Origin of the sequence: Streptococcus porcinus (assembly GCF_901542335.1) — a bacterium.
Taxonomy (GTDB): Bacteria; Bacillota; Bacilli; order Lactobacillales; family Streptococcaceae; genus Streptococcus; species Streptococcus porcinus_A.
In genome coordinates, this window is the sequence record NZ_LR594036.1 from 1,634,486 (window position 1) to 1,659,017 (window position 24,532).

The window sequence follows — 24,532 nt, forward strand, 5'->3', positions numbered from 1 at the left end:
TGTTAGGTATATTAAATGTCTTTTACTTTCAGTGAGAGTTTCCGATTTTCTTTTTTTGCAGACACCTTATAAAGAATTAGAATACGCCCAATTTTTAGAACAGTTTCACAACCAATCTCATCTTCTAAAGTTTCTGCAACGTTGTTAATGTTCTCATCCGTATTCTGTAAAAGAGTTACTTTGATCAACTCTCTTGCATCTAAAGCATGTCTCACGCTTGTCTTAATCTGATTATTTAAACCATTCTTACCAATTTGAACAATTGGTTTTAAGCTGTGTGCTTCTGCTTTCAAAAAAGCTCTTTGTTTACTTGTTAACATCTTATTTCCTTTATTTTGCGTCAATTTTATGTGTGATAGATAGTAAATGCCATCACGTTTTTAAATAATGGCTTTACGCGTCATGACAGCCACACCTTTCGGAGCCCAACCTGCAATTTTCACAGGATTTTCTTTACTCCCATTAATACAGATCCATCCTAACCCAGAAAATACCAAGTCCATTTTACTATCAATAAGAAATTCATAATTTATCAATTCTGGAAAATCTCTATTTTCATTATCAGGTGGAGTTAATAAGCTACTTCTGTGTTTATAATAAAAAGCATCTGCTCCTTCAAGTTTAGTTCTATGTAAAGCTAGATTATTATCAAAGTAAGCTGTAAAGCCCTGCTTTATCCCTGAAATAAAATCGAAACGACCAAGACCAGCTAAGAATAAAGTTTGCCCTGCATTTAACTGATAGGTTTTTGGTTTGATTTCTTTTTTAGGACTAATATATTTTAAGTCTTTAGCAGAAAGATAATGGGCCATCTGATGGCGGTGAATTATACCTGGCGTATCAAATATATAGGTTCCATCGTCCAATGGAATTTCTATCTTATCAAGTGTAGTACCTGGAAAACGCGATGTTGTAATGATATTTTTATTACCACTAATTTCTTGAATGATAGCGTTAATCAAGGTTGACTTACCAACGTTTGTTACTCCAACTACATAGACATCTCGACCCCTACGGAACTTATCAATTGAGGCAATCAAGTCCTTAATCGCATAATTATTCTGCGCACTTGTTAACATAACATCAATTGGTCTCAAACCTTCTTCGTGAGCCCTTTCCAACAACCATTGGTTAACCTTGCTGTCTTTTGTGGATTTAGGTAAGACATCCTTTTTATTCCCAACTAAAAGAACGTCATTCCCAGCAACAAAACGGGATAAACCTGGTATAACTGAGCCATTGAAGTCAAAAATATCAACTACGTTGACCACTAGCGCGTCGCTCTCTCCAACTTCATGTAATAATGTCAAAAAGTCGTCATCTGAAATTTGCACATCTGAAATTTCATTGTAGTGACGTAAGCGGAAACAGCGCTGGCAATAAAGCTCACCTATTTCCAACCCTTTTTTTACAGCAGCTTGAGGAGTGAATCCGATCTCCTCTTTATTCTCGGTTTGAATCTTAACTCCACAACCTATACAAAATAATTCTTCCATTAAATTCCTTTTTGGTAAGTTAATTTGCCATATTTCTTTTCCAATTTTGCAAAAACCCGTTTTTCACGAAAACGATTTATTTTTGTATTCCATGCATCAGATGCTACTAACGGTTTTACAAGCACTGAACGGATACCAGCTCTATGACTTGCTCGAATATCAGTCATTAACTGGTCACCAACCATGATAACTTCATCTGGATTGAAACCGTAACGTTCCATTGCTATCTTGATGCCTCTCGAAAAAGGTTTCATCGCGCGACTAATAAAATCCACACCAAAACGGGCAACTGCTCTTTCCACACGCCGATAATTATTATTGGAAACCACCACAACTGAAATATTTGCGATGGTCATTTCATCTAACCAAGCTCTTACTTCCGCCGTTCCATCAGGGTTATCCCAAGCAATGAGGGTATTATCTAAATCCACTAGGACAGCTGAAATTCCTTCTCTTAATAGGTCATTCGCTCTTAAATCATATACTGCTTCTACCATGTAGGTCGGCCTATAATCGTCAATACTCATTTTATCTCCAAAATACTTATTACTACTCATTATACCATAATAGAAAGTAAAAGTATGTATTTCAATCATCCAAAATAAGTATCTCGCGGCTATTTTATTTACCTATGAAAATCTATAAAGAAGGGTTTTAACTTGCGCAACAAGGATTTTCGTCCAGAAAAACGCTCTCCTCTTAATAACGCTTTAAATTGATTTTTTTCTTTAGTAGTTAAATACGGCTTCAATTCCTCAATAATTGACTGATAGGCAACAAAATCATCAAGAATAAGTCCCTTTTCAGGTATCCGATGGGAAACTTCACTAATTTCTTGATATGGTAAGCGATTCAATTTTCGTTTAAACGATTCCTGATGGCGAATGTTATCTTTTATGTGGGAGGAAAATTTGGTTTTAAAATATACAAATAACTTTTTTTGATTGGTTAGTAACTCAGGGTTACTTTCAATAAGATTATATAGAACTAGGCGTCCTTCTTGTAGCCAATCATCAGTTTCCCATAGTTGAATAAAATAGGTCCGCATTAACTTAAAAATAATCGGCTTTACATGGCTAAATATTTCATTTAATTCAGAATTATACATAGACTTTTTAGTAACACCTTCTTTCAAAATAATAGTCATATTGTAAAAGAAAGTTACAAAAAAGAACATGACATTGATGTCACGTTAAGTAGTTTAGTTATGTTTCTAAGCAATTAATAGTCATAGACAGTGCTAAATACTGAACTAGAGAACATTCCGACAGGAGTAAGTATTTTACTTTTTTACAGACTGTAACATATCGGTTTATTTTAGCCAAACAGATAAAAAAGTACCTAACGAATTCCATCCAAACCGCCTGTTAGGCAAGGACGATAAGGACTATAATCCCAAAACACAACCGTTTGGCTACGGATATTTGTAGTATTTAACTAGCTTGATGAGTGCTACTTTATCGGTTTTCTCATCAAGCTACGATACTTTTTTAAGAGTTCAACTTGGAGTTTTAATTGTTCAACTTCTGATAACTGTTCCATCCCTTAACCATAGGTGTATTGCTTACCAATTGGTTGTAGGAAACGATAAGTTTCTCCTGTTTGATACCAATTCCATCAAGTATAAATCTGACCTTTATTTTTGATACCTAATGTACCCATAATAACTTTATCGGGCTTACCTGTTTTTTTCATTTCAACGCAAGATAACTTTGTTTCTAAGGAATATACTTTTTTGACCATAATAAAACACCCCATCTTCTATTTTACTAGAATACTCCAGGAGTGGTTTTCTTGTGTCGCATTTTATGGGTACAACGCCGTTTGGGGCGGTTTTGTATGAAATTAAGTTACGAGGATAAAGTAAAAATTTATCGTTTAAAGAAATCAGGTATTTCCTAGACTCAATTAGAGATTCAATTTGGAGTAACCCGCTGCAACTTAAAATATACCATTCGACTGATAGATCGTTATGGAGTTGAGATAGTTAAGAAGCAAAAGTACCAAGCTTATTCACCTGAAATGAAGCAAGAAATGATTAATAAAGTCTTGAAAGATGGGCAATCCTTAATGTCAGTTTCTCTAGATTACGCCTTCCCAAATCCAGGAACTCTTGCCAATTGGATAGCGCAATACAAGAAAAATGGTTATACTATTGTTTATTGTTGAGAAAACAAGAGGGAGACCATCACAAATGGGACGTAAATCCAAAAAGAAGACCGAAGAAATGCCTTCAGGAAGAGAACGAATATCTCAGAACGGATAACGCCTTCCTAAAAAAGTTAAAAGAATTAGAAGAACGGGACGAAGCTATCAAGAAAGACCGATTTTAAATTCTAAAGGAATTCATCCATCTATGTCACGAAAAGGGAACAATCCAAATTGATTATGCCACCAACAAACGTAGCAAAGCAAAACTAAAAGGACTTAATCCTGTGCAGTACAGAACTAAATCCCTTACTTGAAATATAATGTCCCACTATTGAGGTCGTACACTGGCCCATGTTCTTTTTCTAACATAATGCACCCTAGAGGAGTCGAACCTCTAACCGCCTGATTCGTAGTCAGGTACTCTATCCAGTTGAGCTAAGGGTGCTCGTTAACCATAAATCAAAAAAGATAGGAAAATTCCTACCTCTAAAGACTCCGCCAGTAGGACTCGAACCTACGACATCATGATTAACAGTCATGCGCTACTACCAACTGAGCTATGGCGGATTAAAGCTAAGCGACTTCCGTATCTAACAGGGGGCAACTCCCAACTACTTCAGGCGTTCTAGGGCTTAACTACTGTGTTCGGCATGGGTACAGGTGTATCTCCTAGGCTATCGTCACTTAACTTATGATTGAACTGTATTCGAACTTAAATCTTACTGAAAAAGTTAAACTTCCTTGTGTGCAACCACACAGCCTCAATTCCCTATTTTCATACAGATTTTTTAACGTTCTCACTACTTAAGATTAGTCCACTCAAAATTGAATAACTATATCTTATCAAGAACTCTACCTCTTTGTCAATAAACGTGTGACAACTATTTCTTATCTTTGGATAAGTCCTCGAGCTATTAGTATTAGTCCGCTACATGTATCACTACACTTCCACTTCTAACCTATCTACCTGATCATCTCTCAGGGCTCTTACTGATATTAAATCATGGGAAATCTCATCTTGAGGGGGGCTTCGCACTTAGATGCTTTCAGCGCTTATCCCTTCCCTACATAGCTACCCAGCGATGCCTTTGGCAAGACAACTGGTACACCAGCGGTAAGTCCACTCTGGTCCTCTCGTACTAGGAGCAGATCCTCTCAAATTTCCTACGCCCGCGACGGATAGGGACCGAACTGTCTCACGACGTTCTGAACCCAGCTCGCGTGCCGCTTTAATGGGCGAACAGCCCAACCCTTGGGACCGACTACAGCCCCAGGATGCGACGAGCCGACATCGAGGTGCCAAACCTCCCCGTCGATGTGAACTCTTGGGGGAGATAAGCCTGTTATCCCCAGGGTAGCTTTTATCCGTTGAGCGATGGCCCTTCCATGCGGAACCACCGGATCACTAAGCCCGACTTTCGTCCCTGCTCGAGTTGTTGCTCTCGCAGTCAAGCTCCCTTATACCTTTACACTCTGCGATTGATTTCCAACCAATCTGAGGGAACCTTTGGGCGCCTCCGTTACCTTTTAGGAGGCGACCGCCCCAGTCAAACTGCCCGTCAGACACTGTCTCCGATAGGGATTGCCTATCTGGGTTAGAGTAGCCATAACACAAGGGTAGTATCCCAACATCGCCTCTAACGAAACTGGCGTCCCGTTCTCAATGGCTCCTACCTATCCTGTACATGCGGTACAGATACTCAATATCAAACTGCAGTAAAGCTCCATGGGGTCTTTCCGTCCTGTCGCGGGTAACCTGCATCTTCACAGGTACTAAAATTTCACCGAGTCTCTCGTTGAGACAGTGCCCAAATCATTACGCCTTTCGTGCGGGTCGGAACTTACCCGACAAGGAATTTCGCTACCTTAGGACCGTTATAGTTACGGCCGCCGTTTACTGGGGCTTCAATTCAGATCTTCGCTTGCGCTAAACCCTCCTCTTAACCTTCCAGCACCGGGCAGGCGTCACCCCCTATACATCATCTTACGATTTAGCAGAGAGCTGTGTTTTTGATAAACAGTTGCTTGGGCCTATTCACTGCGGCTGTCATCGCTGACAGCACCCCTTCTCCCGAAGTTACGGGGTCATTTTGCCGAGTTCCTTAACGAGAGTTCTCTCGATCACCTGAGGCTACTCGCCTCGACTACCTGTGTCGGTTTGCGGTACGGGTAGTATGTAGTTAAACGCTAGAAGCTTTTCTTGGCAGTGTGACATCACTAACTTCGCTACTAAACTTCGCTCCCCATCACAGCTCAATGTATCAGGTATAAGCATTTGACTCATACCACACCTCACTGCTTAGACGTGCTCTTCCATTCGCACGCTTTAGTTAGCCTTCTGCGTCCCTCCATCACTATACATACTAGTACAGGAATATCAACCTGTTGCCCATCGAATACACCTTTCGGTCTCTCCTTAGGTCCCGACTAACCCAGGGCGGACGAGCCTTCCCCTGGAAACCTTAGTCTTACGGTGGACAGGATTCTCACCTGTCTTGCGCTACTCATACCGGCATTCTCACTTCTATGCGTTCCAGCACTCCTCACGGTATACCTTCTTCACACATAGAACGCTCTCCTACCATTACTATTACTAGTAATCCACAGCTTCGGTAAATTGTTTTAGCCCCGGTACATTTTCGGCGCAGGGTCACTCGACTAGTGAGCTATTACGCACTCTTTGAATGAATAGCTGCTTCTAAGCTAACATCCTAGTTGTCTGTGCAACCCCACATCCTTTTCCACTTAACAATTATTTTGGGACCTTAGCTGGTGGTCTGGGCTGTTTCCCTTTCGACTACGGATCTTAGCACTCGCAGTCTGACTGCCGATTATATCTACTTGGCATTCGGAGTTTATCTGAGATTGGTAATCCGGGATGGACCCCTCACCCAAACAGTGCTCTACCTCCAAGAGACTTAACATCGACGCTAGCCCTAAAGCTATTTCGGAGAGAACCAGCTATCTCCAAGTTCGTTTGGAATTTCTCCGCTACCCACAAGTCATCCAAGCACTTTTCAACGTGCCCTGGTTCGGTCCTCCAGTGCGTTTTACCGCACCTTCAACCTGCTCATGGGTAGGTCACATGGTTTCGGGTCTACATCATGATACTAAGTCGCCCTTTTAAGACTCGGTTTCCCTACGGCTCCGTCTCTTCAACTTAACCTCGCATCATAACGTAACTCGCCGGTTCATTCTACAAAAGGCACGCTCTCACCCATTAACGGGCTCGAACTTGTTGTAGGCACACGGTTTCAGGTTCTATTTCACTCCCCTCACGGGGTGCTTTTCACCTTTCCCTCACGGTACTGGTTCACTATCGGTCACTAGAGAGTATTTAGGGTTGGGAGATGGTCCTCCCAGATTCCGACGAGATTTCGCGTGTCTCGCCGTACTCAGGATTCTGCTAGGGCTCAATTCAATTTTAAATACGAGGCTGTTACTCTCTTTGGCTTACCTTCCCAGGTAATTCTTCTATTAAATTAAAGTCCCACGTCGCAGTCCTACAACCCCGAGGAGTAAACTCCTCGGTTTGCCCTCCTGCCGTTTCGCTCGCCGCTACTAAGGCAATCGCGTTTGCTTTCTCTTCCTGCAGCTACTTAGATGTTTCAGTTCACTGCGTCTTCCTTCTCATGACCTTTATAGTCATGGATACTAACCATTAGTTAGTGGGTTCCCCCATTCGGACATCTCTGGATCAGCGCTTACTTACAGCTCCCCAAAGCATTTCGTCGTTAGTCACGTCCTTCTTCGGCTTCTAGTGCCAAGGCATCCACCGTGCGCCCTTATTAACTTAACCTTATTCCAGTCTTTCGACCTTCTTATTTTTTAATATGTTCGCGTTTATCTTTTTTTCGGTTTATTTCTTGTTACTTTTCTACAATCATTTGTATGATCGTGGAATTTGATATAGTTATTCAATTTTCAATGGACTATTATGATATTAAGAACCGTTACGACTTGTCGTAAAACTTGCGTAAAATAAGGAACAAACCAGTGATGTGTCTTCAGACACGAGATGGTTTTGACTTATTTCTAGTAAGTTTAGGTTCGTATTCAAATATCATTTATCTAGTTGAACACGAGATTAATTTCTTAGGAAAATAGATAACCTTCCTTGTGTGCAAGCACACTGTGTCAGATTCCTAATTTTCTACAGAAATTTCGGCAAGCCGAACATCTCTTTGTATCCTAGATAATGGAGCCTAGCGGGATCGAACCGCTGACCTCCTGCGTGCAAAGCAGGCGCTCTCCCAGCTGAGCTAAGGCCCCGACTAATAAACTGGTTGTTACATTATTAGTGGTGGTACTATTCTATTACGTGAAGCTTAATTGTATTCGAACTAAAATCTTAGTGAAAAAGATAAATTTCCTTCTGTGCAAGCACACAGCGTCAATTTCCTATTTTCATACAGATTTCTTAACGTTCTCATGACTTAAATAAGACCTCTCAAAACTAAATAAGACATGACCAAACGTCTTCCATTTCCTTAGAAAGGAGGTGATCCAGCCGCACCTTCCGATACGGCTACCTTGTTACGACTTCACCCCAATCATCTATCCCACCTTAGGCGGCTGGCTCCTAAATGGTTACCTCACCGACTTCGGGTGTTACAAACTCTCGTGGTGTGACGGGCGGTGTGTACAAGGCCCGGGAACGTATTCACCGCGGCGTGCTGATCCGCGATTACTAGCGATTCCGACTTCATGTAGGCGAGTTGCAGCCTACAATCCGAACTGAGATTGGCTTTAAGAGATTAGCTTGCCGTCACCGGCTTGCGACTCGTTGTACCAACCATTGTAGCACGTGTGTAGCCCAGGTCATAAGGGGCATGATGATTTGACGTCATCCCCACCTTCCTCCGGTTTATTACCGGCAGTCTCGCTAGAGTGCCCAACTTAATGATGGCAACTAACAATAGGGGTTGCGCTCGTTGCGGGACTTAACCCAACATCTCACGACACGAGCTGACGACAACCATGCACCACCTGTCTCTCCTGCCCCGAAGGGAAATCCTATCTCTAGGACGGTCAGAAAGATGTCAAGACCTGGTAAGGTTCTTCGCGTTGCTTCGAATTAAACCACATGCTCCACCGCTTGTGCGGGCCCCCGTCAATTCCTTTGAGTTTCAACCTTGCGGTCGTACTCCCCAGGCGGAGTGCTTAATGCGTTAGCTCCGGCACTAAGCCCCGGAAAGGGCCTAACACCTAGCACTCATCGTTTACGGCGTGGACTACCAGGGTATCTAATCCTGTTTGCTCCCCACGCTTTCGAGCCTCAGCGTCAGTTACAGACCAGAGAGCCGCTTTCGCCACCGGTGTTCCTCCATATATCTACGCATTTCACCGCTACACATGGAATTCCACTCTCCCCTTCTGCACTCAAGTTTGACAGTTTCCAAAGCGAACTATGGTTAAGCCACAGCCTTTAACTTCAGACTTATCAAACCGCCTGCGCTCGCTTTACGCCCAATAAATCCGGACAACGCTCGGGACCTACGTATTACCGCGGCTGCTGGCACGTAGTTAGCCGTCCCTTTCTGGTTAGTTACCGTCACGTAATGGATTTTCCACTCCCATTACCGTTCTTCTCTAACAACAGAGCTTTACGATCCGAAAACCTTCTTCACTCACGCGGCGTTGCTCGGTCAGGGTTCCCCCCATTGCCGAAGATTCCCTACTGCTGCCTCCCGTAGGAGTCTGGGCCGTGTCTCAGTCCCAGTGTGGCCGATCACCCTCTCAGGTCGGCTATGTATCGTCGCCTTGGTGAGCCTTTACCTCACCAACTAGCTAATACAACGCAGGTCCATCTCATAGTGGAGCATTTGCCCCTTTTAAGTAGATGACATGTGTCTTCTACTTTCATGCGGTATTAGCTATCGTTTCCAATAGTTATCCCCCGCTATAAGGTAGGTTACCTACGCGTTACTCACCCATTCGCAACTCATTAGACTGGTGCAAGCACCTGTCCTCTGCGTTCTACTTGCATGTATTAGGCACGCCGCCAGCGTTCGTCCTGAGCCAGGATCAAACTCTCATTTTAGTTTGAACTTACTCGTTCTTTTTCTGTCGCTGACAGATTTATTGCTTTTTTGATTGACGGGTAATATGTCTTGCATATCACCCTCACGTTTGGTTTTTTCTTGTCTTATTCAGTTCTCAAAGGTCTTGAATCTCTTACGAGACAACTATTTTATTCTATCAGCTATCATCTTCTTTGTCAATATCTTTTTTCAATTTATTTTCATTTTTCTTTTACATCATTTTTAAACATGCTTATCTTCATTTACCTTAGGCGTTGATAAAAAAAATAAGAAGGTAGGACCTTCTTATAGTTCTTTTTGATATTTAGCGACTTCAGCTTTGTTAGCCCATACAAAATGTCCTGGTTTTATTTCTACCATCTCAGGTTTATCAACTGAATAGTCATGCTGGTCTACCGAGTAGACAATTAATTTTTTCTTTCTCTCAAGTATTGGGTCTGGAATTGGTACTGCTGATAGAAGTGACTTGGTATAAGGATGAACTGGATTTACGAAGAGTTCTTCTGTTTCAGCGACTTCAACGATGATCCCTTTATGGATAACTGCTATTCGATCTGATATAAAACGTACAACTGATAAATCATGCGCAATAAAGAGATAAGTTAATCCTTTTTCTTTTTGCATTCTTTTCAAAAGGTTTAGGACTTGGGCACGAACAGAGACGTCAAGGGCTGATATAGGTTCATCTGCAATGACAAACTCTGGATCCATCACTAAAGCACGTGCAATTCCAATCCTCTGGCGTTGTCCACCAGAAAATTCGTGGGGATAACGCGTGAGGTGTTCTGATAACAGACCTACCTCTGACATCATATTTTTTATCTTTTCTTGCCGTTCTTCTTCAGTTTTAAAGAGATTAAAATTATAAAGACCTTCTGAAATGATATAATCAACCGTTGCCCGCTCATTTAAGCTGGCAGCTGGATCTTGGAAAATCATCTGAATCTTACGTATTAATTCATTTGCTTCAGATTTTGACTTTTTACCATTTATCACTTTTCCGTTGTAAAGAATTTCCCCTTTACTTGTATCATTCAAACCAATGATAGCACGTCCAATTGTGGTCTTGCCAGATCCCGATTCTCCCACGAGAGAGAAGGTCTCTCCTTTGTTAATAAAGAAGTTAGCATTTTTAACTGCTACAAATTTTTTCTTTCCTTCACCGAAGGAAATTTCTAAGTCTTTGACTTCAACTAATTTCTCAGACATTTCCTTCCTCCCGATAGATTTGTTTCTTTGAAATTTTTTCATGAATATCTTGAATTACCTCTGGTTTTTGAACTTTTGGTGCATCAGGATGGAGCAGCCACGTTTTGGCCCAATGAGTTTCACTGACTTCAAACCTTGGACATGCTTCTTCAAAATCAATTTTCATAGCATAGCGAGAACGAGGTGCAAATGCATCTCCAACTATTGGTTTGTACAGTGACGGTGGTGTTCCTGGGATAGAGAATAAAGTCCCCTTATCGTCAGCCAATTGTGGCAAACTTGAGAGAAGACTCCAAGTATATGGATGCCGTGGATCGTAGAAGATTTCTTCTACCGTCCCATACTCAATGATTTCTCCTGCATACATGACCGCAACGTTCGTCGCAATACTTGCTACTACACCTAGGTCGTGAGTGATAAAAATAATGGTAAATTGATATTCTTTTTGAAGTGATTTTAACAATTCAATAATTTGAGCTTGAATAGTAACATCTAAAGCTGTAGTTGGTTCATCACAAATCAGAATATCTGGGCGACAGGCTAAAGCAATCGCTATAACAATCCGTTGCCGCATCCCTCCAGAATACTGAAATGGGTATTCCCCAAAACGCTTAGCAGGATCTGGAATGCCTACCTTAGTCATATAATCAATCGCCAGTTTTTTAGCTTCAGAACGAGATTTTTTCTGATGTTTGATAATCACTTCAGTGATTTGACTTCCAATTGTTTGAATCGGATCAAGGCTGGTCATAGGGTCTTGGAAAATTGTTGCTATTTTTGCCCCTCGAATACCTTCCCAGTCTTTATGATTCTTGAGTTTCGTTAATTCTTGTCCTCGGTAATCAATGCTTCCAGAGGCTACACGGCCATTTGATTCAAGCATCCCCGTGAAAGTTTTGGTTAAAACTGACTTACCACTTCCAGATTCTCCAACGACTGCTAAAACGTCCCCTTCATAAAGATCAATTGAGATATCACGGATAGCAGTTAAAATACGATCACGAACATCAAACTCAACAACAACATTTTTTGCACTTAATATTATTTCCTTATTTTCTTCCATAATAACAATAACTCCTATCTATGCGTTCTTGGATCACTAGCGTCAGCTAAGTTTTGTCCTACAATATAAAGAGGTAGCGACACTAAGATAAGAGTGGTTAAAGGAATCCAGAATAAATAGGCATTTGTTGTCAAGTTTGAGGAATAGTTAGAAATTAAACGTCCAAGACTTGGTTCTGAAAGCGGCAATCCTAAACCAAAGAAGGATAGGAATGCTTCAGAAGAAATATAGGCTGGAAGCAATAAAGATACCATTGATACGATAACAGAAACCAACTGTGGCAATAAGTTCTTAGTTGCAATTTTATGTACTGGCGTCCCTAACGTTTGGCTTGCCAAGTTATATTCTAAATCACGGTAACGGAGTACTTGAACCCTCACAGAGTAGGCAATTCCAATCCAACCTGTTACACAAAAGGCAAATATCAAATTCCAAAATCCTGCCCCAATAGAGTAGGTTAAAACGATAATAATCAACATTTGAGGCAAGTTTGAAATAACATTATAGACTTCAATCATAACTTTATCAACAGCTTTAGAAACACCCCATAAAGCACCAACAACCACGCCTAAAAGCATATTAATCATAGTTGCAATAACAGAAATCAAAATGGAATTCCTTGCACCATACCAAACACCATCAAATAATGACTGACCATTTTTATCAGTTCCAAACCAGTATTCAGCTCCTGGTGAGATATAACGTTTTGAAAAATCATTAATATTACTTACATCACCAAAATCATAATTTGCAAACATAGGATAGATAAAGCTCATTAAAATAATCGCAATTAAAATAATCAACATCAATACAGTCGATTTACGCGAAAAGAACTGACGAAAAACAGATTTCCAGTATGAGTAAGCCGGGGCATCAATGACTTCTGATGCATAACTGTCGAGTTCAACAAACTCAAATTTACTTTTGTCAATGGTTGCCATTACTTCCCTCCTTTACTAGATAATTTGATACGTGGGTCAAGAATTGTCATTAAGATGTCACCAGCTAATAGAGCTAAAATAGAAAGAACAGCGAATATAAAGACAAGACCAACAACCATTGTATTATTAGCTGCCTTAATAGCATCGATCAGCATCTTACCCATTCCTGGAAAGGCAAAGACAGTCTCAGTCAAGGTGGCACCCGCAATAGTAGCTACTACTGCTTGTGGAATTCCATTAACAATAGGAACCATCGCTTGTTTAAATAGGTGATTTTTAGATATTTCAGCTTCAGTCAATCCTTTAGCACGGGCAAAGCGAACAAAATCGCTACCTTGCAAGTCAACTAAGTATCGACGGAACCAGACTACATTTCCAGGCGTTCCAAGAATTCCCAAAATAAGAGCCGGCAAAACATAGGACTTAGGATCACTCGCCCCTAGCAAGGGAAAAGTGTCCGGAAGTCCAACTATTGAGCCCAAGAAGCGGACAATGTAAATCAATGCAATACTCGGAAGTGCCAACATAAAGGTTGTAGCACCTGTTGAGAAACGATCAAATATCCCATCTTTATAATAAGCCATCAACATCCCAATTGGAAGGCCAAAGACATAGGATAATAAAACACCAATCATCCCGATAATGAAGGAATTAGCTATCATCGATGGCTCTGCATGATTGTTCTCCGTTGCAGTGTAGGAGTCATCTTTTCCAAAATTCATTCGATCTCTAGCATCTGCCTTACTAGGTGATTTATAGGTACGAGAGTAAATATTAATCGGCGAAAACTTCTTAGTCCCATTTGGGAACGTTACTTCTTTAGATAGAGTACGCCCTTGTTCTTGTGTAATAACTTGAATGACAGGAATGTTAGCATAAGTCGGGTAAGAAGTCCCCAAATTAAAACCAACAAAGTTTTGGTGAACAAAAGGAAACTGTCCATTAAAGTATAACATGTACTTATGTTTTGTTCCTGAACCCACCAAGGCTGGGCCTACTGAAGGATCTAGCTCTGGACGAATATAACGAGCTAAGTTTGGATTTTTTTTGTCTTGAATCACCCATGGATGGTCAACTACTATCAATTGGCTAAAAAAATTCCAAACCCGCTCATAGATTGGTATGTTACGGACTGCATAGAACTTTTTACTTTCTTCGAAACGTTTCAATTCCCAACCATTTCCGATGGATTTGATATATTTTTGATATATTTTTTGATTAGCCTTCGTTGGCTCAACGCTAACAGATTTATCTATCTTCTCAGCGTTAGCTTCTAATTCTTTACTATTGTAATAGGAAATATAACCCATGCGCTCGAAAATCGTATTTCGATAATTTTCTTTTTTATCTGGTGTTGTCACCATCTTGTTATAATTAGGATCCTGTTTAAAAATCAAATTTGTTGGAACAAGTGTAAAAACAATGACATAAGTCAGTGTAGTTACCAGCAAAATTGATATTAAAGACCTCAAGATGCGCTCAATAATATACTTTTTCATTCTATTCCTCATAATAAGTTCAAAAGAACTTCCTCACTCGAAGAGAAAGTTCTTACTTTGAACAAACTTTTATTTTTCCATATGCTTTTCTAAAGAATCGGCATATTTTTTATTAGATTTTTCTTTATCTTTTTTCCATTTTTTCAAAGCTTGACCATAGTCTTTTGATGTTATAGGTTTATCTTGAAGTTTAATGTATTTATAAAATGTACTTGCATCAGATTTATTACCAGACCAGCCAAAAGCTGCTGTAAATGGTACTACTTTAGTAACAGAAGGAGTTCCACCTAGTGAGTAGGTTGGAATATAAACAGCTGAATCTGTTAAAGCTGCTTGTGCTTTGGCATATTTTTTAAATCTTTCGTCCTGATTATCTGTAATTTTACCAGCTTCATTATCTAAACTTGAAAATTCTTCCAAACCTGCTTCATTAGCAATAGCAACGTCTTTTACTGGATTAAGACCAATGAATTTTGTTTGAGCAGCCGCCATCGTTGGATTGAAGATATCCAAGTAAGAAGAAGGATCAGCGTAGTCTGGGCTCCAACCTGAGGCAGTTGAGAGATCCCAGTCTTGTTGATTTGTTGTTTCAGCCATATAAGTGATGTTGTTATATGTGTCTGAATTAAGTTCAATAATATCAACAACGACATTTTCTTTCCCTAGCGATTTTTCAATAGATTGTTTCATAGATTGAGCTTGTTGCATTAAGCCTGATGCAGTCTGATCTTGAGGCATATCGAGATGAATAGGGAATTGTACACCTTGAGCTTCTAAAGCTTTTTTAGCTTTGTCCATTTGCATTTTAGCTTTTTCTGGATTATAGAGACCATCTTGCGCATCAGCAAGATTAACATCTTTCCATTGATCCCCATAAGTCGCTAGTTCTTTTTCAACCGTTTTACCAAAATCTTGACCGTTAATTTGAACAAATGCAGGTGGAACTAAAGTATTCCGAAGTGATTTACCTGCTGCTTCTTCACCGGCAGTCTGAGCCGTATATGATTTTCTATTGAAACCAAATGTTAAGGCTTGACGGAAATCTTTGTTTAAAACAGCCTTACGAGTATCGTCTTTTTGTTTATCACTAGTTTTCTTCGTATGTTCATAGGCTGTACGATTCAGATTAAATGTGGCATAATAAATGTTTGATTTTTGTGGTGCATAAATGATGTTGTCACCATATTTTTTCTTAACTTCTGTGTAAGAAGGTGTTGTAGGGAAAAGACGCGCTGCAGAATAAGCACCTTTGTCAAAATTCCTAAATAGTGACTCTTGATCTTGACCATCATAATAGGTTAGTTGTACACCATCAACATGGACATCTTTTTTGTCCCAATAATTTTCATTTTTAACAAATTCAATAGATGACTTACTTGTTAAAGATGAAATCAGGAATGGTCCATTGTATAGGATGGAGGATGCATCGGACGCTTTACCAAAATCCTTACCTTTAGATTTTAAGAAATCAGCATTAACAGGTGAAAGAATTCCATATGTTAATTTTGAATTCCAAAAGCTTTCTGGTTTATTAAGCGTATATTGAAGGGTATGCTTATCAATAGCTTTTACGCCTACAGTTGAGAAGTCCTTGTTTTTTCCTTCAACATAATCACTCAGACCTTTTATAGAATCTTGTACAAGGTAAAGAGCATCTGATCCTTTGTCTGCAGCATGCTTCAATCCAGTTACAAAATCATCTGCTGTAACATTTGCATACTCTTCACCATCAGCGGTGTACCATTTTGAATCCTTACGAATTTTATAGGTATATGTTAAGCCATCTTTAGATACTGTCCAGCTTTTAGCAACTGAAGGGATTAGGTTCCCCATGTTATCATATTCCATTAAGCCGTCGACACTGTTTTGAATGATTTCACTTGTTGTTGAACGTCCTGAAACCAAATAATCCAAAGTATCTGGATCTGTTGTATAAACATAACTATACGTTTTTGACTTACTATCTTTGCTTGATCCATTGCTACAAGCCGCTAGAACAGAGACTGATAAAATCGCTACTCCAACAGCAGCTAACCACTTGCCATTTTTCATAAGATTCACTCCTAATTTTTTCTCCAATCTTGGTCAAAAGATTGTGCTAATTAAAAACATTATATCATAATTTTTTCGCTATCAAAATATTTCCTGCAAAATTATCTGACTATTTCAAACTGTTTCTACCATCTTATTAAGAAAAATTATAAAAAAGCCTGTTACATAGGGTTTTTAACGATTCTGTCAAGCTTCTAAAAATTTAATGAAACCCCTGCCATTTCTCATGCTAGCGCTTTAGTAAATCCTTGAAATAACTTAAATGAACTGAATTTTATGGTATAATCAAAAGGAAAATCCTCCTACAAAGGAAAACTGTCTCTTATGAAAAAACTAGTATTTTTGATGTTATCTCTTCTTTTCTGTTTTTTACCTAAAGCTATCCTAGCTGAAGATTACAAGTTACCAGCTAAAAGCGGGATTGCCTTTGAGGTATCTACTGGTAAAATTCTCTATGAGAAAGATGCCAAAAAAACACTTCCTATCGCTTCTTTGAGTAAGGTTCTAACCACTTACCTTGTCTATAAGGAAATCCAATCTGGAAACCTGAGTTGGGACACGCCTGTTAGAATTTCCAACTATCCCTATGAACTGACTGCTAATTATTCTATCAGCAATGTCCCATTGGATGCTCGCCAGTACACAGTTAAAGAGTTATTAACAGCCATGCTAGTAACAAATGCAAATAGTCCTGCTATTGCTTTAGCTGAAAAAATAGCGGGAACAGAGCCTCTATTTGTCGATAAAATGCAGAAACAATTACAAGAGTGGAAAATCCATAAGGCGAACCTAGTTAATGCTAGTGGTTTATCTAATGAGCAACTAGGAAATCACATCTACCCCAACTCTCAAAAAGATGCTGAAAATAAAATGAGTGCTCTTGATTTAGCAATCGTTACGAGACACCTTCTTCAAGACTTTCCTCAGGTCTTAGAACTCACCAAAAAACCTGTTGCAACTTTCAGGGGTGATCACATTTTCTCCTATAATTTTTTACTAGAGGGTATGCCAACGCATCGAATTGGTGCTAATGGATTATTCGTTGCTTTTTCAGAAAATAATGGAGCTTCTCTTATTACAAGTTCTATTGAAAACAAGATGTCAGTTGTTTCTATCATTCTAAATACCGAGGAAGTCAAGGACGATAAATTAGCACATTTCGCTACTGCTAATACTCTTTTAGATAATATTGCACAAAAATATGAGCCAGTCACTCTTCTCGAAAAAGGACAACTTCTGAAAAATAAATCTTTAGCAGTGATAGATAGCCCCATAAAACAAGTTTCTCTAACTTCAGATAAAAGCCTAACTGTCATTCAACAACGGGGAGCGACTAAGAAGACGGATTTAGTTATTAGTCCGCTTCAAAAAGAACGTCGAGCACCAATTAAGCAAAATCAGAAGCTTGCCACTGCAAGTTATAAAGATTCTGATAGGATTGGGATAGGTTATTTAGACAATCCTCCTCAAGTCTTTTTAACAGCTCAACAACAGGCTCCTAGAAGCTTCTTTCTAAAAGTTTGGTGGAATCACCTGGTTACTTATGTCAACGAAAACTTATAATGGTCTCTTTTTGACCTTTGGTCAGGAGATTGTTAGAATAATAATTATGAAAAAACAAATCTATTTAATCTTAATCTGCATCCTTACTTTGTTCCCATTAAATCAACCTGTTTTCGCAGATCAAGCATTAAATCTCCGAGCAAAAGAGGCTATCGCTGTCGAATATAGCACTGGTAAGATTCTTTATCAAAAAAACAGTGATCGAAAAGCCCCAATTGCTTCACTTACAAAGGTTATGACTATTTATTTGACCTTGAAAGAAATTAATTCTGGCAGGTTAAAATGGAATGATTCAGTTGAAATGTCTAAATATGCAACTGCCTTGGCCAGCAACCCTGACATTAGTAATCCTCCTCTCTATAAAAATTCTTACTCCGTTAAGGAACTCGTTGACTCCAGTATGGTTGTCAGCTCAAACAGCTCTGCTGTTGCTTTAGCTGAAAAAATCTCCGGTTCTGAAGCCAAGTTTGTTGATAAAATGAAAGAACAATTGAAAACATGGGGGATCACAGATTATCAATTAGTTAATGCATCAGGCTTAAATAATAGTATGCTGAATAACCATATCTATCCTGGTTCAAGTAAAACAGCTGAAAATAGATTAAGTGCTAAGAGTCTTGCTATAGTGTCGCGACACTTAATCAAGGATTTTCCAGAAATTCTAACCATTTCTTCTCAGAATCAGATATACTGGGGAAATGATATTCTGACTAGCTCCAATCATCTTTTACCTGGTAATAGCATGGGTAGAAATGGTGTGGATGGTTTAAAGACGGGCACGACTACGAAAGCTGGGCAAACTTATATCGGAACGGCTGTTCAAAATAACATGCGAGTCATTGTTGTCATTCTGAATGCAACCGATGCCTCTAAAGATAGCAACGCACGCTTTGTCGAAGCTAATAAATTATTTGATTATAGTTTCCAAAATTATCAAAAACTAACGGTTCCTAAAGGAAAACCATTCTCAACACAATTAAGCATCTCCAATGCGAAGCAAAAAACGATTGCTTTCAAAAGTAAACATGATTTTACAGTTATTCAACCTATTAATGATCAGACTATCCATTATAAAATTGTTCCGAATAAAGAACATACCAAAGCTCCTATTACAAAAGGAAAACAACTTGGTAAGATTATCCTCACTGATCAATCAAACTATTTAGGGGATAAACCTAGTACTCCAATATTTGCCACAGAATCTATAAAAGGTCTGAGCATTCTGGAAAAAATCAGTTCCTTTTTTATTCATTAACATTAAAAATTAAACAATAATATTAAAAATCTCTTTGTTTTGTATTAGCTTAATGGTATAATAAGCTTATCATTTTTACAAGGAGCTTTTTGTGTTAAAAAAATATGTATTTTCTGTATTGCTGATTTTTACTTTTTTTGTATCACATCTCGTACATGCTGACGAGCACAATGATATTTTGAACATTACGCGAGAAGCCGGATATCAAGTTGATCCTATTAACAAACCGAAATCTTCTATTGTTGTTGACGCATCAAACGGAGATATCCTTTGGCAAGATAATGCTTTAATTGTGCGAGATCCCGCGAGTATGTCTAAAGTGTTTACACTTTACCTACTTTTTGAAGATCTCGCTAAAGGTAAAATTACACTTGATACTAAAGTTACAGCTTCTGGCACTGATCAGTCTATTAGTGAAATCTATGAGATTAGCAATAATAAAATCGTTGCTGGAGTTGACTACCCTATTAGAGATTTGATCACAATGATTGCAGTTCCTTCATCTAATGCTGCTACTGTCATGGTTGCCAACTATCTTTCCCAAAATGATTCGTCTGCATTCCTAGATCGTATAAATCATACCGCTAAAAAACTAGGCATGTTAGATACTCATTTTAATAATGCTGGTGGCGCTGTTGCCGAAGCTTTCAACGGTTATTATAATCCTAAAAATTACGATAAAAGTGCTCCAAATCTAACCAGCGCCCATGATTTAGCTATTTTAGTCTACCATTTTCTTAAAAAACACCCAGAAATTCTAACATATACCAACAAATCCGTCGTCAAAACAATGGTTGGGACGCCATACGAGGAAACTTTTCATAGCTATAACTATTCATTACCTGGTGATAAATATGGGCTAAAAGGTGTTGATGGGTTAAAAACAGGTTCAAGTCCAAGCGCAGCTTTTAATGCAATGGTCACTGCTAAAAGAGGGAAAGATAGAGTAATTACAATTGTTATGGGAGTTGGGGATTGGGCTGACCAAGATGGAGAATTTTACAGGCATCCTTTTGCTAATGCTCTAACTGAAAAAGGTTTTAAAATACTAAAAAATGGGAAAAACCAGAAACAAGATAACCTTTTCCCAAAAAATGACAAACATACTAAGAGAAGTTCTCACCCTTATAAAAAAAATAAAAAAGTTGCTACTCTTATTGATCAGTTTGAATCATTTGTTGATCACCATCACAGTATCTTATTCATTTGCTTAGGACTTTTCATCTTTATCGTTATATTACTTGCTATCATTACGATTGTATGATATTGACTGGTGTCAAAAGTTAATACTGACTTAGAAATACGCAAAAAGACCAAAGGACTGGATTCAGTCTTTTGGTCTTTTTTTGAATAACCTTAGCCTTATAAAGGGCTATTCTTGTTCTTTAGAGTTGCTTTTGACAAGTCCCATTGCTACAAGTATCGCTAAAGCTGCAGATCCGTATAAACTTGTACTTTCTTCTGTACCTGTATATGGAAGCGTTTCGTTACTTGTACTTGATTTTGGAGCGGCTGACGCTGACTGACTTGTAGTTGTTGATTGCGATTCCGAATGACTTGTAGCTTCAGAATTAGGGGTTTGAGGTAACTCTGGTGTCGCCTCTTTAACAAATCCACTATCAATTGTTGAATTATCACTTCCTGCAACAGTTACCTTGACAACTTGACCATCTGAATCTTTCGTATCATCGCCTGTATTAGCTATCGTTGGCTGATAACCTTTTGGTGTTTCGAACGTTACTGTGTAATCTCCATCTGATAATTCTGTGAACCCATAATGGCCATTGCTATCTGTGGTGGTGGTTTGAGTTGAACCATCTGGATTAGTCAATGTGACTGTCACGCCTGAAATCCCTGGCTCACCTGGATCTTGAATGCCATTATGGTTGGTATCTTCCCAAACTGTATCTCCAATTGTGTGTGTTTCTTTAACAAATCCACTATCAATTGTTGGATTATCACTTCCTGCAACAGTTACCTTGACAACTTGACCATCTGAATCTTTCGTATCATCGCCTGTATTAGCTATCGTTGGCTGATAGCCTTTTGGTGTTTCGAACGTTACTGTGTAATCTCCATCTGATAATTCTGTGAACCCATAATGGCCATTGCTATCTGTGGTGGTGGTTTGAGTTGAACCATCTGGATTAGTCAATGTGACTGTCACGCCTGAAATTCCTGGCTCACCTGGGTCTTGAATGCCATTATGGTTGGTATCATCCCAAACTGTATATCCAATTGTGTGTTTCTTTAACAAATCCACTGTCAATTGTTGGATTATCATTTCCTGCAACAGTTACCTTGACAACTTGACCATCTGAATCTTTCGTATCATCGCCTGTATTAGCTATCGTTGGTGTATAGCCTTTTGGTGTTTCGAACGTTACTGTGTAATCTCCATCTGATAATTCTGTGAACCCATAATGGCCATTGCTATCTGTGGTGGTGGTTTGAGTTGAACCATCTGGATTAGTCAATGTGACTGTCACGCCTGAAATTCCTGGCTCACCTGGGTCTTGAATGCCATTATGGTTGGTATCTTCCCAAACTGTATCTCCAATTGTGTGCACTTTAGCCACTTCTGATTCAGTATTAGAAGATGATTGGCTCACAGACGTACTTAAACTTTTTGAGGTTGAATGACTTACTGAATCCGATAAACTGGTTGAAGTCGATACCGATGTTGAGTTACGTAATGAATCCGATAAACTGGTTGACGTTGAAACTGACGTTGAGTTGCGTACTGAATCTGATAAACTGGTTGACGTTGAAACCGATGTCGAGTTACGTAATGAATCTGATAAATTTGTTGATGCAGATACTGACGTTGAGTTGCGTACTGAATCCGATAAACTGGTTGATGCAGTTGCTGACGTTGAGTTGCGTACCGAATCTGATAAACTGGTTGATGTTGAAATCGACGTTGAGTTGCGTACTGAATCCGATAAGCTGGTTGATGTTGAAATCGACGTTGAGTTACGTACTGAATCCGATAAACTGGTTGAAGTCGATACCGATGTTGAGTTACTTACTGAGTTAACAAGAGAAGTTGATGCGCTCTCGCTAGCAGGATCTGGGATTAAGCCTGCATCAATTGTCATATTATTAGCAGCATTGATAGTAAATGTAATAGATGCACCGTCAGAGTCAATCGTGTCATTTGTACCAACGTTTGAGGTTGTTAGGACATAACCAGCTGGTGCTGTAAATGAAATTGTATAGCTTTCTTTATCAAACAATCCATCAAACTGATAGTGCCCAGTTGCGTCAGTGTAAACTGATTTTGTTGTTCCATCCGAATAAGTCAAAGTCACCAAAACATTCGCAGCTGGCTTTTCACCGCTTGTTTGTAACCCATCTTTATTTGTATCAAACCATACATAATCTCCAGCACTGTAGGTCATTACTGTTCCTGTACCACCTGACACATCACTGTTAACCACGATATTATTATCAGACTCAACGATTGAGTAGTTTCTAATAGCATCATAAGAACTCATTGTCCCACTTTGGATAATGTCATATGTTGAATTAGGATCATAGCTTGCAACGACTCGAACCACGTAGACGTTTGAAATATCTCCAAGATAAACATTTGCAGTATCCGAACCATAAGTAATCGTTGGATTAACTTTAGTAAATTTACTGTAGTCAGTAATATTCATACTATCTGGTAAATTTGTTCTGCTTCCAGCATTATAAACCTCAATAACAGTTGAACTATTAATCACATTACTGCCTTGCTGTCTTATAGCTCCAGTGTTAGGATCAACAATATAGCCAAATACTGAAAAAATAGTTGAATAGGCATTTTTTTGCAATGGATTTACATAGAAAATCTGTTCAACTGTATGAGCAGTCGTATCAAGCTCATTTATGACCGATTCAATACTTGAAGTCCCATATACATATGGCGATTCATACCTAATGGTCTCAACTTTTGAGGTTGTTTCCCCACCCATAGAGTAAGACATCGTTAAGGTGGTGCCATTAGGTACCTTTGAACGATCAATGTATGAGTAAGCATCTAATGAAGCCACTACATTTTGATATTTATCAACATAAGACGTGAAGGTATAAGTTACCGTCTTAGTTGTAGCATCGTAAACCCCAGTTGCAATAACTTCTCCTGAATTATCTGTGATATCAATCGGCGCCCAATTAGCCATGTCAAAATCTGATGGAGTTGCATAGGGACTATAAGTCATTGTAAACTGATCCCCGGCAGTGGCAGCATTATCTACTGTGAATTTTGAATAAAATTCAATAGTTTCACCACGTAAAGGATACACAATGCCATCATTATTTACTTCATCTTTAAGATAAGATGAGGTAACTGTTACTAGGTCATTGTTAAGTCTTCCAGTAGCAGCTAACATTGTGCGGTTTGATAACATATTAACTCTTGGAGTTAAACTGGTTGACGTTGTTGCAGATGTAGAAACAGAGGTTGAAGCTGATACCGTCGAGCTATCTGAAACTGTGGTCGTCACATTCGTAGAACTTGTTACTTGGGAAGCGAGTGACTGACTCGTTGATTGTGATAATGATAGCGACTGTTGTTCTGAAGTACTTTGTGTCTGACTATCTAAACTTGACTGACTCAATGATACTGACGAACTAACACTTTGTGAAGCAGAGCTTTGATCTGATACACTCGTATTTGAAGCTGTTGTTGACGCTACAACGACAGTCGAATCCATTCCTGCTAAAGCAAACCCCGTTTCAGAAGTCACTGGTAAGGAACTTGTCGTTTCTGCAGCAAATGCTGTATTAACGAGACTTGTACCACCAATTACTGCCCCTACTCCCAAAGCACCTTTTAGTAACTGATTTTTAGATACCACAAAATCCACGTCTCCCTCAGAAACGCGTTCTTCTGCTTGACCCCCTTTAAATAATTGGAGCAATCCAAAAGAAGCCAAAGTAGTTTTTACCCAGCTTTTACCCGACTTGTGCAATTTTACACGAGATTTTGACTCAGTCTCAATAAAACTACTCTTATTCAATTTTTGTAACATGTGTTTCTCTCTCTCTATTTTATATTTCCTACTAGCAATTCCTTACTAATTAGCAAATATATATCGTTTTTAAGTCTCCACACTTAAAAACTTATAATTGTAAATTCCCCATTTTTAAAAACGGACACTCTATTCTACATTTTATTATCAAAAATTGCAATAGAAAATTTCAGAAAATTTTATCTCTCCTTAAATGATTTAAATATCATCCCATAAACTCTTGTTTAACAATGAAAAA

General features: G+C 39.0%; 14 protein-coding genes, 3 tRNA genes, 3 rRNA genes and 2 pseudogenes. 5 read left to right on the plus strand and 17 right to left on the minus strand.

Going from position 1 to position 24,532, the window contains the following annotated elements; translation table 11 throughout:
- Positions 1-11: 11 nt before the first annotated feature.
- The 4 genes from yhbY to FGK96_RS07920 form a co-directional block, all read right to left on the minus strand.
- Positions 12-320 carry a ribosome assembly RNA-binding protein YhbY gene (gene yhbY, locus FGK96_RS07905; RefSeq protein ID WP_138082892.1) on the minus strand — a complete coding sequence of 103 codons (309 nt, stop codon included), beginning with the start codon at positions 318-320 and terminating at the stop codon, positions 12-14.
- A gap of 60 nt (positions 321-380) precedes the next feature.
- Positions 381-1,496, minus strand: a complete 1,116-nt coding sequence (gene yqeH, locus FGK96_RS07910; protein ID WP_138082894.1) for a ribosome biogenesis GTPase YqeH — start codon at positions 1,494-1,496, stop codon at positions 381-383.
- Positions 1,496-2,023 carry a YqeG family HAD IIIA-type phosphatase gene (locus FGK96_RS07915; RefSeq protein WP_138082896.1) on the minus strand — a complete coding sequence of 176 codons (528 nt, stop codon included), beginning with the start codon at positions 2,021-2,023 and terminating at the stop codon, positions 1,496-1,498. The genes yqeH and FGK96_RS07915 overlap by 1 nt, the downstream gene beginning before the upstream one ends.
- A 98-nt stretch (positions 2,024-2,121) precedes the next feature.
- Positions 2,122-2,673, minus strand: coding sequence for a sigma-70 family RNA polymerase sigma factor (locus FGK96_RS07920; protein WP_138082898.1), 552 nt, complete (start codon positions 2,671-2,673; stop codon positions 2,122-2,124).
- 662 nt (positions 2,674-3,335) lie between these two features.
- Between FGK96_RS07920 and FGK96_RS10605 the strand changes: the two are divergent.
- Both FGK96_RS10605 and FGK96_RS10715 read left to right on the plus strand, forming a co-directional pair.
- Positions 3,336-3,817 (plus strand): annotated as a pseudogene (locus FGK96_RS10605) (transposase); the annotation flags it as partial.
- 15 nt (positions 3,818-3,832) lie between these two features.
- Positions 3,833-3,961: pseudogene (locus FGK96_RS10715) on the plus strand (IS3 family transposase); the annotation flags it as partial.
- A gap of 57 nt (positions 3,962-4,018) precedes the next feature.
- On the opposite strand, the gene FGK96_RS07930 reads toward FGK96_RS10715, so the two are convergent.
- The 11 genes from FGK96_RS07930 to FGK96_RS07980 all read right to left on the minus strand — a co-directional run bounded on the left by FGK96_RS07930 (position 4,019) and on the right by FGK96_RS07980 (position 16,455).
- Positions 4,019-4,092 (minus strand) — tRNA-Arg (locus FGK96_RS07930).
- A 48-nt stretch (positions 4,093-4,140) separates the two neighbouring features.
- Positions 4,141-4,214 (minus strand) — tRNA-Asn (locus FGK96_RS07935).
- Positions 4,215-4,219: 5 nt separating this feature from the next.
- Positions 4,220-4,335: ribosomal RNA gene (gene rrf / locus FGK96_RS07940) — 5S ribosomal RNA — on the minus strand.
- A gap of 206 nt (positions 4,336-4,541) precedes the next feature.
- Positions 4,542-7,446: ribosomal RNA gene (locus tag FGK96_RS07945) — 23S ribosomal RNA — on the minus strand.
- 400 nt (positions 7,447-7,846) lie between these two features.
- Positions 7,847-7,919: transfer RNA gene (locus tag FGK96_RS07950), tRNA-Ala, on the minus strand.
- A 222-nt stretch (positions 7,920-8,141) separates the two neighbouring features.
- Positions 8,142-9,690, minus strand: a 16S ribosomal RNA gene (locus FGK96_RS07955).
- The 16S, 23S and 5S rRNA genes sit together here with 3 tRNA genes alongside, the layout of an rRNA operon.
- A 286-nt stretch (positions 9,691-9,976) precedes the next feature.
- On the minus strand, positions 9,977-10,900 hold the full coding sequence (locus FGK96_RS07960) for an ATP-binding cassette domain-containing protein (protein ID WP_138082900.1): 924 nt from the start codon (positions 10,898-10,900) through the stop codon (positions 9,977-9,979).
- The gene (locus FGK96_RS07965) at positions 10,893-11,963 is read right to left on the minus strand and encodes an ABC transporter ATP-binding protein (RefSeq protein WP_138082902.1); all 1,071 of its coding nucleotides are present in this window, start codon (positions 11,961-11,963) and stop codon (positions 10,893-10,895) included. Before FGK96_RS07965 ends, FGK96_RS07960 begins: the two co-directional genes overlap by 8 nt.
- A 14-nt stretch (positions 11,964-11,977) precedes the next feature.
- Positions 11,978-12,904: an oligopeptide ABC transporter permease OppC gene (gene oppC, locus FGK96_RS07970; protein ID WP_138082904.1), complete on the minus strand. Its 927-nt coding sequence runs from the start codon at positions 12,902-12,904 to the stop codon at positions 11,978-11,980.
- Positions 12,904-14,403 (minus strand): ABC transporter permease, encoded by a 1,500-nt coding sequence (locus tag FGK96_RS07975; RefSeq protein ID WP_138082906.1) that lies wholly within the window; start codon positions 14,401-14,403, stop codon positions 12,904-12,906. Before FGK96_RS07975 ends, oppC begins: the two co-directional genes overlap by 1 nt.
- 69 nt (positions 14,404-14,472) lie before the next feature.
- Positions 14,473-16,455: a peptide ABC transporter substrate-binding protein gene (locus FGK96_RS07980; protein WP_138082908.1), complete on the minus strand. Its 1,983-nt coding sequence runs from the start codon at positions 16,453-16,455 to the stop codon at positions 14,473-14,475.
- A gap of 324 nt (positions 16,456-16,779) precedes the next feature.
- Here FGK96_RS07980 and pbp3 (FGK96_RS07985) point away from each other — a divergent pair, with 324 nt between their 5' ends.
- From pbp3 (FGK96_RS07985) to FGK96_RS07995, 3 genes are all read left to right on the plus strand, one after another.
- Positions 16,780-18,018, plus strand: coding sequence for a D-alanyl-D-alanine carboxypeptidase PBP3 (gene pbp3 / locus FGK96_RS07985; protein WP_138082910.1), 1,239 nt, complete (start codon positions 16,780-16,782; stop codon positions 18,016-18,018).
- Positions 18,019-18,064: 46 nt separating this feature from the next.
- Positions 18,065-19,273, plus strand: coding sequence for a D-alanyl-D-alanine carboxypeptidase PBP3 (gene pbp3 / locus FGK96_RS07990; RefSeq protein ID WP_138082912.1), 1,209 nt, complete (start codon positions 18,065-18,067; stop codon positions 19,271-19,273).
- 91 nt (positions 19,274-19,364) lie between these two features.
- Positions 19,365-20,537: a D-alanyl-D-alanine carboxypeptidase family protein gene (locus tag FGK96_RS07995; protein ID WP_138082914.1), complete on the plus strand. Its 1,173-nt coding sequence runs from the start codon at positions 19,365-19,367 to the stop codon at positions 20,535-20,537.
- Between the two features lie 108 nt (positions 20,538-20,645).
- Here the strand turns inward: FGK96_RS07995 and FGK96_RS08000 are convergent, their stop codons facing one another.
- Positions 20,646-21,557, minus strand: a complete 912-nt coding sequence (locus tag FGK96_RS08000) for an SdrD B-like domain-containing protein (RefSeq protein ID WP_232045817.1) — start codon at positions 21,555-21,557, stop codon at positions 20,646-20,648.
- Complete coding sequence (locus FGK96_RS08005; RefSeq protein WP_232045818.1) at positions 21,490-24,294, minus strand: accessory Sec-dependent serine-rich glycoprotein adhesin; 2,805 nt, start codon at positions 24,292-24,294, stop codon at positions 21,490-21,492. Before FGK96_RS08005 ends, FGK96_RS08000 begins: the two co-directional genes overlap by 68 nt.
- Between the last annotated feature and the right edge of the window lie 238 nt (positions 24,295-24,532).